General features: G+C 65.2%; 12 protein-coding genes and 1 pseudogene. 1 reads left to right on the top strand and 12 read right to left on the bottom strand.

The genetic code is table 11. The features are described 5' to 3' along the window. The first annotated feature begins 143 nt into the window (after positions 1 to 143). Complete coding sequence (locus ABC383_RS05605; protein WP_413012380.1) at positions 144 to 1,196, top strand: sulfate ABC transporter substrate-binding protein; 1,053 nt, start codon at positions 144 to 146, stop codon at positions 1,194 to 1,196. 97 nt (positions 1,197 to 1,293) lie between these two features. On the opposite strand, the gene cheA is transcribed toward ABC383_RS05605, so the two are convergent. From cheA to ABC383_RS05665, 12 genes and pseudogenes are all read right to left on the bottom strand, one after another. Further along, on the bottom strand, positions 1,294 to 3,291 hold the full coding sequence (cheA, locus tag ABC383_RS05610; protein ID WP_413012381.1) for a chemotaxis protein CheA: 1,998 nt from the start codon (positions 3,289 to 3,291) through the stop codon (positions 1,294 to 1,296). A 51-nt stretch (positions 3,292 to 3,342) separates the two neighbouring features. After that, on the bottom strand, positions 3,343 to 3,708 hold the full coding sequence (locus ABC383_RS05615; RefSeq protein ID WP_413012382.1) for a response regulator: 366 nt from the start codon (positions 3,706 to 3,708) through the stop codon (positions 3,343 to 3,345). A gap of 66 nt (positions 3,709 to 3,774) precedes the next feature. Next, positions 3,775 to 4,302, bottom strand: coding sequence for a chemotaxis protein (locus ABC383_RS05620; protein ID WP_413012383.1), 528 nt, complete (start codon positions 4,300 to 4,302; stop codon positions 3,775 to 3,777). Between the two features lie 282 nt (positions 4,303 to 4,584). Then, positions 4,585 to 5,523 (bottom strand): annotated as a pseudogene (gene motB / locus ABC383_RS05625) (flagellar motor protein MotB); the annotation flags it as partial. A gap of 24 nt (positions 5,524 to 5,547) precedes the next feature. After that, on the bottom strand, positions 5,548 to 6,408 hold the full coding sequence (motA, locus tag ABC383_RS05630) for a flagellar motor stator protein MotA (protein WP_413012384.1): 861 nt from the start codon (positions 6,406 to 6,408) through the stop codon (positions 5,548 to 5,550). Between the two features lie 176 nt (positions 6,409 to 6,584). Continuing rightward, the gene (locus tag ABC383_RS05635; RefSeq protein ID WP_413012385.1) at positions 6,585 to 7,367 is read right to left on the bottom strand and encodes a class I SAM-dependent methyltransferase; all 783 of its coding nucleotides are present in this window, start codon (positions 7,365 to 7,367) and stop codon (positions 6,585 to 6,587) included. Between the two features lie 13 nt (positions 7,368 to 7,380). Next, on the bottom strand, positions 7,381 to 7,926 hold the full coding sequence (gene flhC / locus ABC383_RS05640) for a flagellar transcriptional regulator FlhC (RefSeq protein ID WP_413012386.1): 546 nt from the start codon (positions 7,924 to 7,926) through the stop codon (positions 7,381 to 7,383). Positions 7,927 to 7,959: 33 nt separating this feature from the next. Continuing rightward, complete coding sequence (flhD, locus tag ABC383_RS05645) at positions 7,960 to 8,277, bottom strand: flagellar transcriptional regulator FlhD (protein WP_413012387.1); 318 nt, start codon at positions 8,275 to 8,277, stop codon at positions 7,960 to 7,962. A 479-nt stretch (positions 8,278 to 8,756) separates the two neighbouring features. Further along, positions 8,757 to 9,941, bottom strand: a complete 1,185-nt coding sequence (locus tag ABC383_RS05650) for a hybrid sensor histidine kinase/response regulator (protein WP_413012388.1) — start codon at positions 9,939 to 9,941, stop codon at positions 8,757 to 8,759. Beyond that, a complete protein-coding gene (locus ABC383_RS05655) occupies positions 9,941 to 10,537 on the bottom strand; it encodes a chemotaxis protein CheB (protein WP_413012389.1) in 597 nt (198 codons plus the stop codon). Before ABC383_RS05655 ends, ABC383_RS05650 begins: the two co-directional genes overlap by 1 nt. A gap of 11 nt (positions 10,538 to 10,548) precedes the next feature. Next, positions 10,549 to 11,367, bottom strand: coding sequence for a CheR family methyltransferase (locus ABC383_RS05660; protein ID WP_413012390.1), 819 nt, complete (start codon positions 11,365 to 11,367; stop codon positions 10,549 to 10,551). Continuing rightward, positions 11,364 to 14,882, bottom strand: coding sequence for a response regulator (locus ABC383_RS05665; protein ID WP_413012391.1), 3,519 nt, complete (start codon positions 14,880 to 14,882; stop codon positions 11,364 to 11,366). The genes ABC383_RS05660 and ABC383_RS05665 overlap by 4 nt, the downstream gene beginning before the upstream one ends. Positions 14,883 to 14,924 lie beyond the last annotated feature (42 nt).

Below are 14,924 nucleotides of genomic sequence, written 5' to 3' on the forward strand. Positions count from 1 at the left end.
CGCTCAACGGGACTTAAAAGCAACGGCAACTTCAAAAGCCACTGCAACGGCAACTACAACTGCAACTCCCCCGCGCGACAAGCGCCATCACCCTCTCCCAATTTTTGGCACAATACCCGCCTTCATTCATTTTGGGAGAGACCATGTCCATCACCACAAGCGCGCCACGGAGCGCACCGCTGTTCGGAAAGCTGCGCAGTGCGCTCGGCGGCATCGCCGGCGTTGCAGCCGTCACGCTGGCGCTCGGCGTGACAGCGCCGGCCCGCGCCGACACCACGCTGCTCAACGTGTCCTACGACGTGGCACGCGAACTGTTCAAGGACATCAACCCCTTGTTCATCGCCGACTGGAAACAGAAAACCGGTGAAACCATCACCATCAACCAGTCGCATGGCGGCTCTTCCAAGCAGGCGCGCTCGGTGGCCGATGGCCTGGAGGCATCGGTGGTGACGATGAATCAGGCCAATGACATCGACATGCTGGCCAAGCGCGGCCTGGTGGCGGCGGATTGGAACAAAAAGTTTCCGAACAATGCCGCGCCGTTCTATTCGACCATGGTCTATCTGGTCCGGAAAGGCAACCCGAAAGGCATCAAGGACTGGGACGACCTGGCCAAGCCGGACGTGAAGGTGGTGATCCCCAATCCCAAGACCGCCGGCAACGGCCGCTACACCTATCTGGCGGCATGGGGCTCGGTGCTGCAGAAAGGCGGCAATGAAGCGCAGGCGCGCGAACTGGTCGGCAAGATCTTCAAGAACGTGCCGGTGCTGGACTCGGGCGGACGCGCCGCCACCACCACCTTCACCCAGCGTGAAATCGGTGACGTGCTGGTGACCTTTGAAAACGAGGTGCAACTGGTGAAGAAGGAAATGGGCCAGAACTTCGATATCGTCTACCCGGCTTCCTCGATCCTGGCAGAGTCGCCGGTGGCGGTGGTGGACAAGGTGGTGGATCGCAAGGGCATCCGCAAGCAGGCAACCGGCTATCTGCAATACCTCTACACCGAGCCGGCCCAGGAAGTGATCGCGCAGCATTTCTTCCGTCCCCGCTCGGAAGCGGTGCTGAAGAAGCACAGCGCCTCGTTCAAGCCGGTGAAGCTGTTTACCGTGGATGACGTCTTCGGCGGCTGGGATGCCGCGCAGAAGAAGCATTTCGACGACGGCGGCGAGTTCGACAAGATCTACCAGAAGAAGTAAGACCGGTCCCGTCAAGCGACGGGTTCGGACTGATACCAGACCTGCCGTAAGCCGGTGCCGGGCGCCCTGCCCGCACCGGCTTTTTGCTGCCCAGGCGTCAGGCGAAGTCCGCCTGCTCCATCGCCTGCCGCTTTCCATAGCCGCGCAGCAGCATGGCCACATCGAGGATCAGCGACACGCCGCCATCGCCCAGTATGGTGGCGCCCGAGATGCCTGCCACCTTGCGGTAGTTCGATTCCAGGTTCTTCACCACCACCTGCTGCTGGCCTACCAGTTCGTCCAGCAGCAGCGCGGCGCGGGTGCCTTCCGATTCCAGTATCACCAGGATGCCCTCGGCCGGATCGGTGCAGCGGGCATCGATGCCGAATAGCGCATGCAGCGCAATCAGCGGAAGATACTCGCCACGCACTTTCACCACCCGGCCCTGGCCGGCGATGTCCTTCACGTCCTGCCGTGCCGGCTGCAGCGACTCCACCACGTAGCCCAGCGGCAGGATATAGATTTCGTCGCCGACCCGCACCGACATGCCGTCCAGGATGGCCAGCGTCAGCGGCAGCGAGATCGAGATCGTGGTGCCGAAGCCGCGCGCGCTGCGGATGTCGACCACCCCGCCCATGGCGGTGATATTGCGCTTGACCACGTCCATGCCGACGCCGCGGCCGGAAACGTCGGTCACTTCCTCGGCGGTGGAAAAGCCGGGCGCGAAGATCAGCTGCCAGACATCCGCATCGGGCATGTCGTCCGACACCGGCAGGCCGTTCTGGCGCGCCTTGGCCAGGATCCGCTCGCGATTCAGGCCGCCGCCGTCATCGCTGACCTCGATCACGATATTGCCGCCCTGGTGCGCCGCGGACAGCGACAGCTTGCCGGTTTCCAGCTTGCCCGCGGCGGCACGCACGGCCGGCGTCTCGATGCCGTGGTCGACGCTGTTGCGCACTAGGTGGGTCAGCGGATCGATGATGCGTTCGATCAGGCCCTTGTCGAGCTCGGTGGCGGCGCCATAGGTGATGAAGTCGACCTTCTTGCCCAGCTTGACCGCCAGGTCGCGCACCATGCGCGGGAAGCGCGAGAACACATAGTCCATCGGCATCATGCGGATCGACATTACCGCTTCCTGCAGGTCGCGGGTGTTGCGGGTCAGCTGCGAGACGCCCGACAGCAGCCGTTCATGCTGCATCGGATCGAGCGCGGCGCAGCGCTGCTCGATCATGGCCTGGGTGATCACCAGCTCGCCCACCAGGTTGATCAGCTGGTCCACCTTTTCGACCGAAACCCGGATCGACGACGACTCCAGGCTGGCGGCCTTTTCGGCATTGGCCGCGCGCACCGCCGGCAGCTCGGCATGGGCGCTCACCTGCGGCGCATCGTCGATGGCCGGCGCCGGCTCGGGCAGCGGCTCGAAGAAACCATAGCTGCCGTCGGGCGCGGTATAGCCCTGCGCCTCCTCCTCGGTAACGTTCACGTCCGATGGATTGATGATGAAGGAACAGATCGCCAGCACGTCGTCCACGCTTTCGGCCGTGTCGAGGAGCAGCAGCGCGCCGCCCGCGGGCAGGGTTTCCTCGCTCAGGCTGCCCATCAGCGCCAGCTCGGTCGCCAGCGCATCGATGTCTTCCCGCTTCAGCGGCGGCAGCCCCAGGCGCAGGCGGCGGCCGGCGCTGCCGGCATTCGGTTCGGCGCTGGCCTGCGGCGCGGCGCAGGTGGCCGTTGCGCCGGACAAAGCTTCGAGCCGCGCCCGCACCGCCTGCACCGCTTCCTGGTCCACCGCGGCGCCATGCCGGTGGCCGTCGAGCTGCATCTTCAGCACATCCTTGGCGGCGAAGAAGGCGTCCACATGGGCCGGGCTGATCGCCATTTCGCCGCGCCGCAGCCGGTCCAGCAGCGACTCCAGCACATGGGTCACCTCGGTCATGTCGGTCTGGCCGAAGGTGGCGGCGCCGCCCTTGATGGAATGGGCGGTACGGAAGATGGCGGCCAGCTGCTCCATGTCCGGCGCGGCGGTATCAAGCGCCAGCAGCAGGCGTTCCATCTCGGCCAGCAGCTCCTCGGCCTCTTCAAAAAACACCAGGAAGAACTGGCTGATATCGATGCTCATGCTGCAACCCTCATGCAATGAACCAATGGACAATGCGGCTTGGCGCCATGGTCAACCGATGACCTTGCGCACCACTTCGGTCAGGCGATTCGGATCGAAGGGCTTGACCAGCCAGCCGGTGGCGCCGGCGGTGCGGCCCTTGTTCTTCATCTCGTCGCTGGACTCGGTGGTCAGCATCAGGATCGGCACCCGGCTGTATGCCGGCAGCGCGCGCAGCGAACGGATCAGGGTCAGGCCGTCCATGTTCGGCATGTTCTGATCGGTCAGCACCAGATCGAAGTGCTTCTGCTTCGCCTTGTCCAGGCCGTCGCGGCCATCGACCGCTTCGGTGACCTGATAGCCCGCGGCCTTCAGGGTGAATACCAGCATCTGACGCAGTGAGCCCGAGTCGTCCACTGCCAGGATTGTCTTCGCCATCGTGATTCTCGCTTCGCTTGTTGTCTTGTTCAGTATCTTGTTGCTCGTTTGGCTGGCTGTCCGGACTCAGAACAGCGTGATGTCGCCGCTTTCCATGTGATGCTGCTCGACGCTGCGCATGAGCTGGCCGTCGAGCTCGCGGCTCTGCATGGCCAGCGTTTCGCGCAGCCGCCCCATCTGCGCCAGGTCGCCGGCGGCCAGCTCGCGCGCGCCGGCTGCCATGCCGGCCAGGATGCTGCGCAGGCCGGCAACACGGCGGCCCGCATGGGTGATCAGCTGGCTGGTCATGTCCTCGAACTGCAGGGCCGTGACCATCGCCCGGACCTGCTGCTCGATGTCGGCGCCGGCCGCATGCAGGCGCGCGCAGTCGGCCGCACCTGCGCCGCGCTGCAGCGCCTGCGCGGCGTCGCCCTGCTCGGCCACCGCCGCGTGCAGCGCGCTGAAGCCGGCCGAGAGGCGCTCTATCGCTTCGGTCAGCAGCAGCCGGGTCTGCGCCAGGTCGGCCTGGACTTCCTCGAGATGCGACATGCCTTCCGTGCTGACATCTGTCAGCAGGCGGCCGAGCTCGCGTACTTCGGCATCCTGAATCGTCATTGAACGTCCACCTTGGTTTGCCACATCAGACACCTAATACTTGATCGCGCCGCCAGCTTCCCGCCGCGCCGTGACCGATGCCGCGGCCGCGCTTGCCTGCGCCGCCACCGTCGCGGCGTTTGGCGGCGTGGCCGGTGCAGGTGCTGGTGCCGGCGCTGCAACGGGGGCAGGAATTGGTGCGGGTGCGGGTGCTTGTGCAGGTGCAGGTGCAGGTGCAGGTGCAGGCGCGGGCATGCCGGCCGTAACCAACGCACCTGCCGGCACCGGCGCCGGTTCCGGGACGGCCGGCGCGATGCCTGCGCCCTGGTGCAGCGCTGGCTCGGCCTGCTTTTCCTCGCTGATATTGAGGGCGCTGCCGCCGTCGCGGGCGGCGCTTTCCTCGGCCTTCTTGTTCATCACGATGATGGAGATGCGGCGGTTGATCGGGTTCAGCGGATTCTGCTGGTCCATCAGCACCGCGGACGACAGGCCCACCACCCGCACCACCTTGCCGTCTTCCATGCCGCCGGCGATCAGCTCGCGGCGCGAGGCGTTGGCCCGGTCGGCCGACAGTTCCCAGTTGCTGTAGCCCTTGTCGCCAGTGGAATACGGCGTGGCGTCGGTGTGGCCGGACAGGCTGATCTTGTTGGGCATGTCGTTGAGCACCCGACCGATCTCGCGCAGGATCTCGCGGGTATAGGGCTGCAGCTCGGCCTTGGCGCTGGCAAACATCGGGCGGTTCTGGGCATCGACGATCTGGATGCGCAGGCCTTCGGTGGTGATGTCCATCAGCAGCTGCTTCTTGAACTGCTTGAGCGTCTGATTGGCCTCGATGGCGGCTTCGATGCGCGACTTGAGTCCCTTGAGCTTGTCGGCTTCGATGCGCTCCAGTTCCTGCTGCATGCCCTTCAGGTCATAGCTTTTCTTGGCCGGCGGGTCTTCGCCCTTCTTGACCTGGCCTTCCTTGCGGGTCAGGTCGCGGCCGCCGCCCTGGATCACGCTGGAACTGTCGCCGGCGCCCGAGCCGCCGGCCATGGCGACCTTCAGCGGCGTCGAGAAATATTCCGCGATGCCCTGCAGGTCGCCCTTGGCGGTGGAGCCGAGCAGCCACATCAGCAGAAAGAAGGCCATCATCGCGGTGACGAAGTCGGCATACGCGATCTTCCAGGCGCCGCCATGATGGCCGCCAGCCACTTTCTTGATGCGCTTGACTACGATGGGGCGCAGGTTGTCGTCAGCCATATTCCGGGTTTTCCGCTTCTATCCTTATTTCGACTTGGCCTGCTTGATGTGCTCTTCCAGTTCCTTGAACGACGGACGCTCGGTGGAGAACAGCACCTTGCGGCCGAACTCGATCGCCAGCGCCGGCGCATAGCCGTTCAGGCTGGCCAGCAGGGTCACTTTCACGCACTGGTACATCTTGGTCGACTCGGTCAGCTTCTGCTCCAGGAGGCCGGCCAGCGGGCCGACGAAGCCGTAGGCCAGCAGGATGCCGAGGAAGGTGCCGACCAGCGCATGCGCGATCAGGATGCCCAGTTCGGCCGGCGGCAGGCCCACCGATTCCATCGTCTGCACCACGCCCATCACCGCCGCCACGATGCCGAAGGCCGGCAGGCCGTCGCCCAGCTTGGCGATGCAGTGGGCCGGCACTTCGCCTTCGTGGTGATGGGTCTCGATCTCGTTGTCCATCAGGTTTTCGATCTGGAACGCGTCCATGTTCCCCGACACCATCAGGCGCAGGTAGTCGGTGATGAATTCGATCATGTGGTGGTCGGCCAGGATGCCGGGATACTTGGTGAAGATCGGGCTTTCCTCGGGCGCGTCGACGTCGCCCTCGATCGACATCAGGCCTTCCTTCCTGACCTTGTTCAGGATCTCCGACAGCAGGGCCATCAGTTCCAGGTACAGGGTCTTGGTGTAGCGCGAACCCTTGAACACGCTGGGCAAGGCCTTGAAGGTCGCCTTGATGGCCTTGGAATCATTGCCGACGAAGAAGGCGCCCACCGCGGCGCCGCCGATCATCAGCACTTCCAGCGGCTGCCAGAGCGCGGCAAGATGGCCGCCGGCCATGGCGAAGCCGCCGAATACCGAGGCCATCACGACTACATAACCAATCAGGACTAACACGTCTTTTCACACTCCGCTTGTTGCGCGCCGCGCCTGCCGCGAGACGGCGTTCGATTTATCAGGGAAACAACCGGAGGCGCCTTCCGTCGTCGCAACAGTCGATCCGGGACGCCTCTGCATGCGGTAACGGCATGGGCGCGAAAAACTTGAGAAGAGGAAATATTGTGATTGTCTTTTTACATGGTCCAGCCATACAGCAACGGTCCACCCGGACGGGTTGGCCTCTTGATCTGCGGCGCCGCGCCCGGCACGATGAACTCATGCGACAGCAAGAGCGTACCCGGCCGCATCTCGGCGCGCGCCTTGGACCACAGCTGCGGCATTGCCGCCGGCGACAGATAGGCAAACACGACGTCGTAATCGGCAAAGTCGAGCGCCTGGTAGTCGCCGCGCAGGAAGCGGCATCTGGCGCCGGCACGCTTGCGCAAGCGGCTCGCCAGCCAGGGCAGCGGCGCCAGCTCGATGCCTTCGACCTGGCAGTCGGGACGGCGCGCCGCGATATCCAGCACCAGCCCGCCCAGGCCGCTGCCGATGTCGATGATGCGCAAAGGCCGCTTTGGCAGTTCCATTGCCACCGCATCCCAGGCCGCGCTGCCCGACGCATAGAACGGCACCTGGGTGCGGAAGGTCGACCAGTACAGCGCCAGCATGGCAAGGAAGATGGCCAGGAACAGCCAGGGCGGCAATTGCAGCGCCTGCAGCGCCAGCGCCGCCGGCAGGAAGAGGAAATGCATCAGGTGCCACCATGGCGCCTGCCCGCGCCAGCGCGACAGCATCGCGGCCAGCGCGCCCTGCAGGAAGGCGGCGGCAAGCGGCGCAAGCGCAATGCCCGAGCGGCCCAGCAGCAGCCATCCCAGGCCGGCCAGGCCGAGCGCCGCGAACTGGATCAGGAGCGCCTGCACCGACGGCAGGCGCAGCAGGCGCCGTGACTGCGGCTGGGGCGCGGAGGAAACAGCCATCAGGCCGTGCCGGTCAGGCGGCGGCCAGCGCGTCGTCGCGCGCCTTCTTGGTCTTGCCGGCGCGCGAAGGCATGTGGCACAGGCCGCAAGCATAGCCGTGGTTGAGGTCGAAGCTGTGGGTGACGAAGTCGCCGCCGCATTCGCAGCATTTGGCGGTGGTCAGCATCTGGCTGTCGAAGAAGCGCACCAGGGTCCAGGCGCGGGTCAGCGACAGCAGCGGCTCCTCGCCCGGCTGCGCCGGCATCTGCTCAAGATAAAGCTGGTAGGCCTTCATCACCGCCTCGATGCCGGAAAGCCCGGCATACTGGGTCATGTAGCGGTGGATGTTGATGAACAGCGAGGAATGGATGTTGGGCTGCCAGGTGATGAACCAGTCGGTGGAAAACGGCAGCATGCCCTTGGGCGGCGATACGCCCTTCAGTTCCTTGTAGAGCTTCAGCAGCCGCTCGCGCGACAGCGAGGTTTCCAGTTCCAGCAACTGCAGCCGGGCGCCCAGCTTGATCAGTTCGATCGCCAGACCGATTTCCTTTGCTTCCGATACCAGACTCTTGTTTGCCATGTCCTCGTCTCCTGAAAGTGGGCGTCGTTGCGATCAGTTGATTTCTTCGACCGGCTGGCCTGCCATCAGGATGGCGGCGTGGGTCTGGGACAGCGAACGATCCTTGCTGTGCGAGGTCAGCATGCCGAGGATGGCGGTGTCGTCGAAGCGGAAGCGGGCCAGCATCAGGTTGGCGCTGGCCAGCTTGAGCAGCTGCGCATTGCTCAGGGTTTCGAGCAGCGAGGCGATTTCGGCGCTGATGCCAAGACGGTAGATGGCGCAAGCCTTGTCGGCGCGGATCATCTGCTGCGCCAGCATCAGGTAGTTCAGATTTGCGTCGCGAATCTCAGCCATCATGTCATTGGTATTCATTGCCGTTCTCCTGTCCGTTTTGCCGGTTGCCCGGTTGCTTTGCCGATGGACGAAGTATGTGCGCAATGATTCCTATGGGAAATAAGCTGGAATCTGTATTTCTAGTGAGAACTATTCTGGCGAGGCTGTAGGCTTTTGTCTTACAAGACGCCAGCGCCACCCTCCCCGCACCGGGGAAACGGTGCAGGGAACGGCGTCTTGCAAGGGAGAAAGTGCGGGAACGGCCCCAAGGCGGGTTGGCAGTATCGGCTGCAACGGACGGGCGATTCGCTTTCTTTCTGTTGTTTTTGTGCTGCTGTGTTGCTCTTGTAGCCATTTACGGCAGCGGTTTGGCCAAATTTAGGGTCCGCGTGAAAATTTTTTCAATTTTTTTTGCGGGGCCCTTCGGCCTTGGCTACAGAGAGAGTAACGGCGGCGCAGGCAGGGAATTTAGGGGCAATGTGAATATTTTTTAACGCCCTTCCCGGTCACCCTCAAGCCTAGCCCTGCGGCAGGTCCAGCCTGAAGATCGAGCCCTCGCCCGGCGCGCTGTGGACGCTGATCTTCCCGCCATGCGCTTCGACCAGCTGGCGGGTGATGTACAGGCCCAGCCCCAGGCCGTCGGCCGACTTGCCGCCGCCGCCGCGCTCGAACTGCTGGAAGATGCGCTGCTGGTCCTGCTCCGAGATGCCGATGCCGTGGTCGCGCACTTCGATGCGTGCGCCTTCCGGCGTGGCGCTCAGGCCCACCTCGACCGGCTTGCCGCCGCCATAGCGCAGGGCATTGGTGAGCAGATTGACGACCACCTGCTCGATGCGGAATTCATCCCACCGGCCCTCCACCGGCTGCGGCGCATGCAGCGTGATGCAGCTGCCCACGGCCAGGGCCTGCTGTTCGAGGTCGTCGATCACGCGCCGCAGCAGGCCGGCCAGCTCGACCTGCGCCGGCCGCACCGACAGCGTGCCGCTGCGGATGCGCGAGACATCCAGCATGTCGTCGATCAGCCGCACCATGTTGCGTATCTGCCTGTCGTCGCGCGCCACCATCTTGCCGAGCTGCTCCGGCGTGAAGGCGGCCAGATTGCCGCGCTCGATCTGCATCCTGCGCAACTGGGTTTCGAGGAACAGCGTGTTCAGGGGCGTGCGCAGCTCATGCGCCACCACCGACATGAAGTCGTCGCGCATCTTGACGGCGCGCTCCAGGTCCAGCTGGGCCGCATTGAGCTTTTCCAGCAGCGCCTGCTGCTCGCGCCGGCTCTGCTCCAGGGCTTCCACCTGGCGCCCCATCGCGCTGCGCTGTCGGTACATGTCGACGAACACAGCGACCTTGCTCCTGACCGCATAGCCGTCCAGCGGCTTGTGCAGGAAATCGACCGCGCCGGCCTCGTAGCCCTTGAACGCATGATTGAGTTCACGCCCGGCGGCGCTGACGAAGACGATCGGGATACGCCGCGTGCGGCCGGTGCTGCGCATCAGCTCGGCCAGCTCGAAGCCATTCATGCCGGGCATCTGCACGTCCAGGATGGCCAGCGCAAATTCATGCTCCAGCAGCAGGGTCAGCGCCGCTTCGCCGGAGGCGGCCGGGTACACCACCAGGTCGTCGCGCCGGATCAGCGCTTCGAGCGCGATCAGGTTTTCCGGCAGATCGTCGACGATCAGGATATTGGCGCTCTCAAAGGTGTCCATCAGTGCTTGTCCAGTTCAAGTAGCAGCGCATGGATGCCGGCCAGTCCGAGGACATGATCGGGCGTGCGGCGGGCGATGGCGGCCTGCGGCATGGTCGAGACCGCCGCTTCGTCCGGGTCCTGCACGATGGTCAGGCCGCCCTGCTCGCCGATGCGGGCCAGGCCGTCGGCGCCGTCATCGTTGGCGCCGGTCAGGAGGATGCCGGCCAGCCGCTGGCCCCAGACGTCGGCCGCGGACTCCATCATCACGTCGATCGACGGCCGCGAATAATGCACCGGCGGGTCGCAGCTGAGCGACAGGCTCAGGTCGTGCTCGACCAGCACATGGTAGCCGCCGGGCGCCACATACAGCGTGCCGGGCTGGATCTGCTCCTTGTCGGCGGCTTCCCGCACCGGCAGGTTCATGCGCGCGCCCAGCACTTCGGCAAGGCGGCTGTCGCCATGGCTGGGCAGGTGCAGCACCGCCAGCAGCGGCAGGCGGTAGCCGGAAGGCAGCTGCGTCAGGATGGCCAACAGCGCCTCCAGGCCACCGGCGGACGCGCCGATCACCACGGCGTCGATGCCGCGCCCTGCCAGGTCGAATGCCGGGGTCGCCATTGCCGCGCCGTTCACAGCTTGCGGTACAGGCGCTCGCGCCTGTCCAGGGTTTCGAAACGCTCCTTGCAGGCGGAAAAATCCATGCTCTCCTTGGCGCCCAGCCCGAGAAAGCCGCGGTGGCACAGCGATGCATGGAACAGTCCCAACGCCCGGTCCTGCAGCTTGCGGTTGAAATAGATCAGCACATTGCGGCAGGACACGAGGTGGGTCTCGGAAAACACGTTGTCGGTCGCCAGGCTGTGGTCGGCGAAGGTCACGTTGGCCGACAGGGAGCGGTCGAGCAGCGCCGCGTCGTAAGCGGCTGTGTAGTAGTCCGACAGCTGGCGCTTGCCGCCCGACCTCTGGTAATTGTCGGCATAGCGCTCCATCGCCGCCAGCGGGAAGATGCCGCGCCGCGCCTTCTCCAGCGATGCCGGGTTGATGTCGGTGCCGTAGATCAGCGAGCGCTCCAGCAGGCCTTCCTCGTGCAGCAGGATGGCCAGCGAATAGACTTCCTCGCCGGTGCTGCAGCCCGCCACCCAGACCTTGATCGACGGATAGGTCTGCAGCAGCGGCACCACGTCGCGGCGCAGCGCGAGGTAGTAGGACGGGTCGCGGAACATCTCCGAGACCGGAATCGTCAGGAACTGCAGCAGTTCGTGGAATACCGCCGGCTCGTGCAGCACCCGCGACTGCAGCGCCGAGATGGTGCTGCAGCCGAATTCAGGCAACGCATGCAGCACGCGGCGCTTGTGGGAAGCGCCGGAATAGTCGCGGAAGTCGTGGCCATAGCGCAGATAGATCGCCTCGGCCAGCAGCTTCAGTTCGATTTCGGTGGCGTCGCGCTTCATGACGGCAGTCGCTCCAGGTTGGGCAGCCACACCCGCAGCAGCGAGAACAGCCGGTCCAGGTCGATCGGCTTGGCGAGGTAGTCGCTGGCGCCGGCCCTGAGGCACTGCTCATGGTCGTCGCGCATGGCCTTGGCGGTGACGGCGATGATGGGCAGCTTGGCGAAGCGGGCATCGGTACGGATGCGGCGCGTCGCTTCCAGCCCGTCCATCACCGGCATCATCACATCCATCAGCACCAGGTCGACGTCCGGCGCGGCATCGAGCTTGGCGATGGCCTCCTCGCCGTTGCGGGCGATCTCCACCGCCAGCCCCTTTTGCTCCAGCGCGCTGGTCAGCGCAAAGATGTTGCGCACGTCGTCGTCGACCAGCAGGATGCGCCGTCCCTGGAACACATGGTCGCGGCTGCGCGCCGACTTCAGCATCGCCTGGCGTTCCACCGACAGTTCCGACTCCACCTTGTGCAGGAACAGCGTGACTTCATCGAGCAGCCGTTCCGGCGAACGGGCGCCCTTGATGATGATGGAGCGCGAATACTTCAGCAGGTCGGCCTCTTCCTCGCGCGTGAGATTGCGGCCGGTGTAGACGATCACGGGCGGGAATGGCTGCAGGCCCTGCTCCGACATGCGCCGCAGCAGCTCGCGGCCCTGCATGTCGGGCAGCTTCAGGTCAATGATCATGCAGTCGAACTGGATCTGCACCAGCCGGGCCAGCGCCTCGGCGCCGGTGGCCACCGCGGTGATCTCCACGTCCTCGTCGCTGATCAGGTGGGTCACGCTGTCGCGCTGGCGCGCATCGTCCTCCACCAGCAGGATGCGCTTCATCTTGCGGGTATAGCGCTCCTCCAGCCGCTGGAACACTTCCCTCAGTTCCTCGCGCGAGGCCGGCTTCTGCGCATAGCCGATCGCGCCCATGTGCAGCGCCGCCTCGCTGCGGTCCTCGGACGACACCACATGCACCGGGATGTGGCGGGTGGCCGGGTCTTCCTTCAATTGCTGCAGCAGCGACAGGCCGGGCCGGTCGGGCAGGCGCATGTCGAGCAGCACGGCGCTGGGCAGGAATTGCCGCGCCAGCTGCAGCCCTTCGTCCGCGCCCTGCGCGACTAGGCAGCGATAGCCCATTTCGCGGGCGAGGTCGTACAGGATGCCGGCAAAGGCCGGCTCGTCCTCCACCACCAGCACGGCGCGGCGCTCGTCGGGCGCGGCGGCGCGGTCATCCGGGAAGGGTTGTGCGGGCAGCGCGGCAACCGACTGCGACGGTGCGGCCGCCGGTGCGGGCGCGGGCGCCGCGGGCCGCATGCGCTCGACCTTGGGCGACGCAACGGCGGGTACGGGCCGCGGCGCCTGGGCGGCCTGCGGCTCAGCCTGCTCCGGCTGCGCGATACGCCGCGGCAGCGTCAGCGTAAAGGTGCTGCCCTGTCCCGGCGCGCTGCTGACGGCAATCTCCCCGCCCAGCAGGCCAGCCAGTTCGCGCGAGATCGACAGCCCCAGGCCGGTGCCGCCATAGCGCCTACTGGTGCCGCCGTCGGCCTGGCGGAAGGCCTCGAAGATGGCATCCTGCTGCTCGGGCGCGATGCCGATGCCCGAGTCCTTCACCGCGAACACGATGCGTTCGCCCGGCAGCGTCGACAGCGCCAGGGTGACGCTGCCATGCTCGGTGAACTTGATCGCGTTCGACAGCAGGTTCTTCAGGATCTGTTCCAGCCGCATGCGGTCGGTATAGAGCGGCGTGGCGCCGACATCCTGCTGCTGCACGCGGAAGGCCAGGCGCTTTTCCTCGGCCAGCGGCAGGAAGGTGCGTTCAAGGCTGCTGACCAGTTCGTCCACCGTGATCGCTTCCGGCTGCAGCGACATCTGGCCCGCCTCCACCTTGGAGATATCGAGGATGTCATTGATCAGGGACAGCAAGTCGTTGCCGGAGGCATAGATCGACTCGGCGAACTTGATCTGCTCGGCATTGAGATTGCCTGCCTTGTTCTCCGAGAGCAGCTTGGCCAGGATCAGCGAACTGTTCAACGGCGTGCGCAGTTCATGCGACATATTGGCCAGGAATTCAGACTTGTAGCGGCTGGCCCGCTGCAAGTCATCGGCACGCGCTTCCAGCGCTTCCTGCGCCTGCTGCAGCGCATGGTTCTTCTGGTCCAGCGACACTGCCTGCTCGTTCAGGCGCACATTGGTCTGTTCCAGCTCGGCCTGCTGGTTTTCCAGGCTGGCCTGCGATTCCCGCAGCAGCCGCGACTGCTCTTCCAGGCCTTCGTTGGCGGTGCGCAGTTCTTCCTGCTGCACCTGCAGTTCCTCGTTGAGCTGCTGGGTGTCGGCCAGCGCCGCCTGCAGCCGCTGGCGGTACAGCGCGGCCTCGATTGCGGCGCCTACTGCCGGCGCGATGAGTTCGAGCAATTCAAGATCGCGCGTCTCGACCTTCCGCGCAAAACCCAGTTCCATCACGCCATTGACCACGCCGCCTTCCTGGATCGGCGCCAGCAGCAGCGTCACCGGCGAGCCGCTGCCCAGGCCGGAGCTGATCTTCAGATAGTCCTCGGGCACGCTGTCGAGCCGTATCACCCGCTTGGCCAATGCCGCCTGCCCCACCAGGCCCTCGCCAGCCCCAATGAGCTGCGGCGCCGCTTCGCTTTCCTTTGAAAAACCGTAGGAAGCGCTGCGACGCAGGGCATTGCCCGGCTCGCGCACGTACAGCGCGCCGACCGACATGCCGAGATATTCAGCCAGGAAATCGAGCACGCCGCGCGCCAGCGGCGCCACCGCCGGCTGCCCGACGATGCGTTCGGCCAGCCGTGTCTGTCCGGCGCGCAGCCAGGCCTGATGTTCCAGCAGCCGGCCATGTTCGCCCTGGTGCGCCAGCGCGGCGTTATAGCTTTCCGACAGCCGCAGCAGTTCGCGCCGGCCGAACAGGGCCAGCCCGCCCGCCAGCAGCAGCGACAGCACCAGATACACCGTCACGGTAATGGCGGTCACCCGCCGCGCCTCCTCGCCGCGCGCCTGGCGCCGCTCTTCCTCGATCTTCAGGAAGGCATCGAACTCGCGCCGCAACTGGTCGAACTCCTGCTTGCCGCGTCCGCTCATGACCAGGCGCAGCCAGTCTCCGTTGGCGCGGCGCTGGCTCAGCACTTCCTCGACGAACACGGTCCACTGGGCATGCAGCGACTTGATCAGCCTGACACGCTCCACCTGTTGCCCATCCTCGGCAACGAGCTGTTCCAGCGCCTCAAGCTGTACCTGCATGCGCGGCTTGCCGAGGCGGTAGGGTTCCAGAAAGCTTTCATTGCCGGACAGCAGAAAGCCGCGCATCCCGGTCTCCTGATCCACCGCCAGCTTCGCCGCCGCATGGGTCTCGGCAATGATGCGATCGCTGCGCTCGACCTGGTTCATGGTCGACAGCAGATAGGCAATCAACGCAACGAAGCCCAGCACGCTGATCACACCGACGATCAGCGGGAGCGCTATGTTGCGATACAGAATGCGACGAAAACCATGCGGATCGACCGCGGGGACAGCAGACATCGTTGCCTTTTGGGTGCGGATGAAAGCCGGAAGTTTACCTGA

The organism is Noviherbaspirillum phoenicis (assembly GCF_047237965.1).
Taxonomy (GTDB): Bacteria; Pseudomonadota; Gammaproteobacteria; order Burkholderiales; family Burkholderiaceae_D; genus Noviherbaspirillum_A.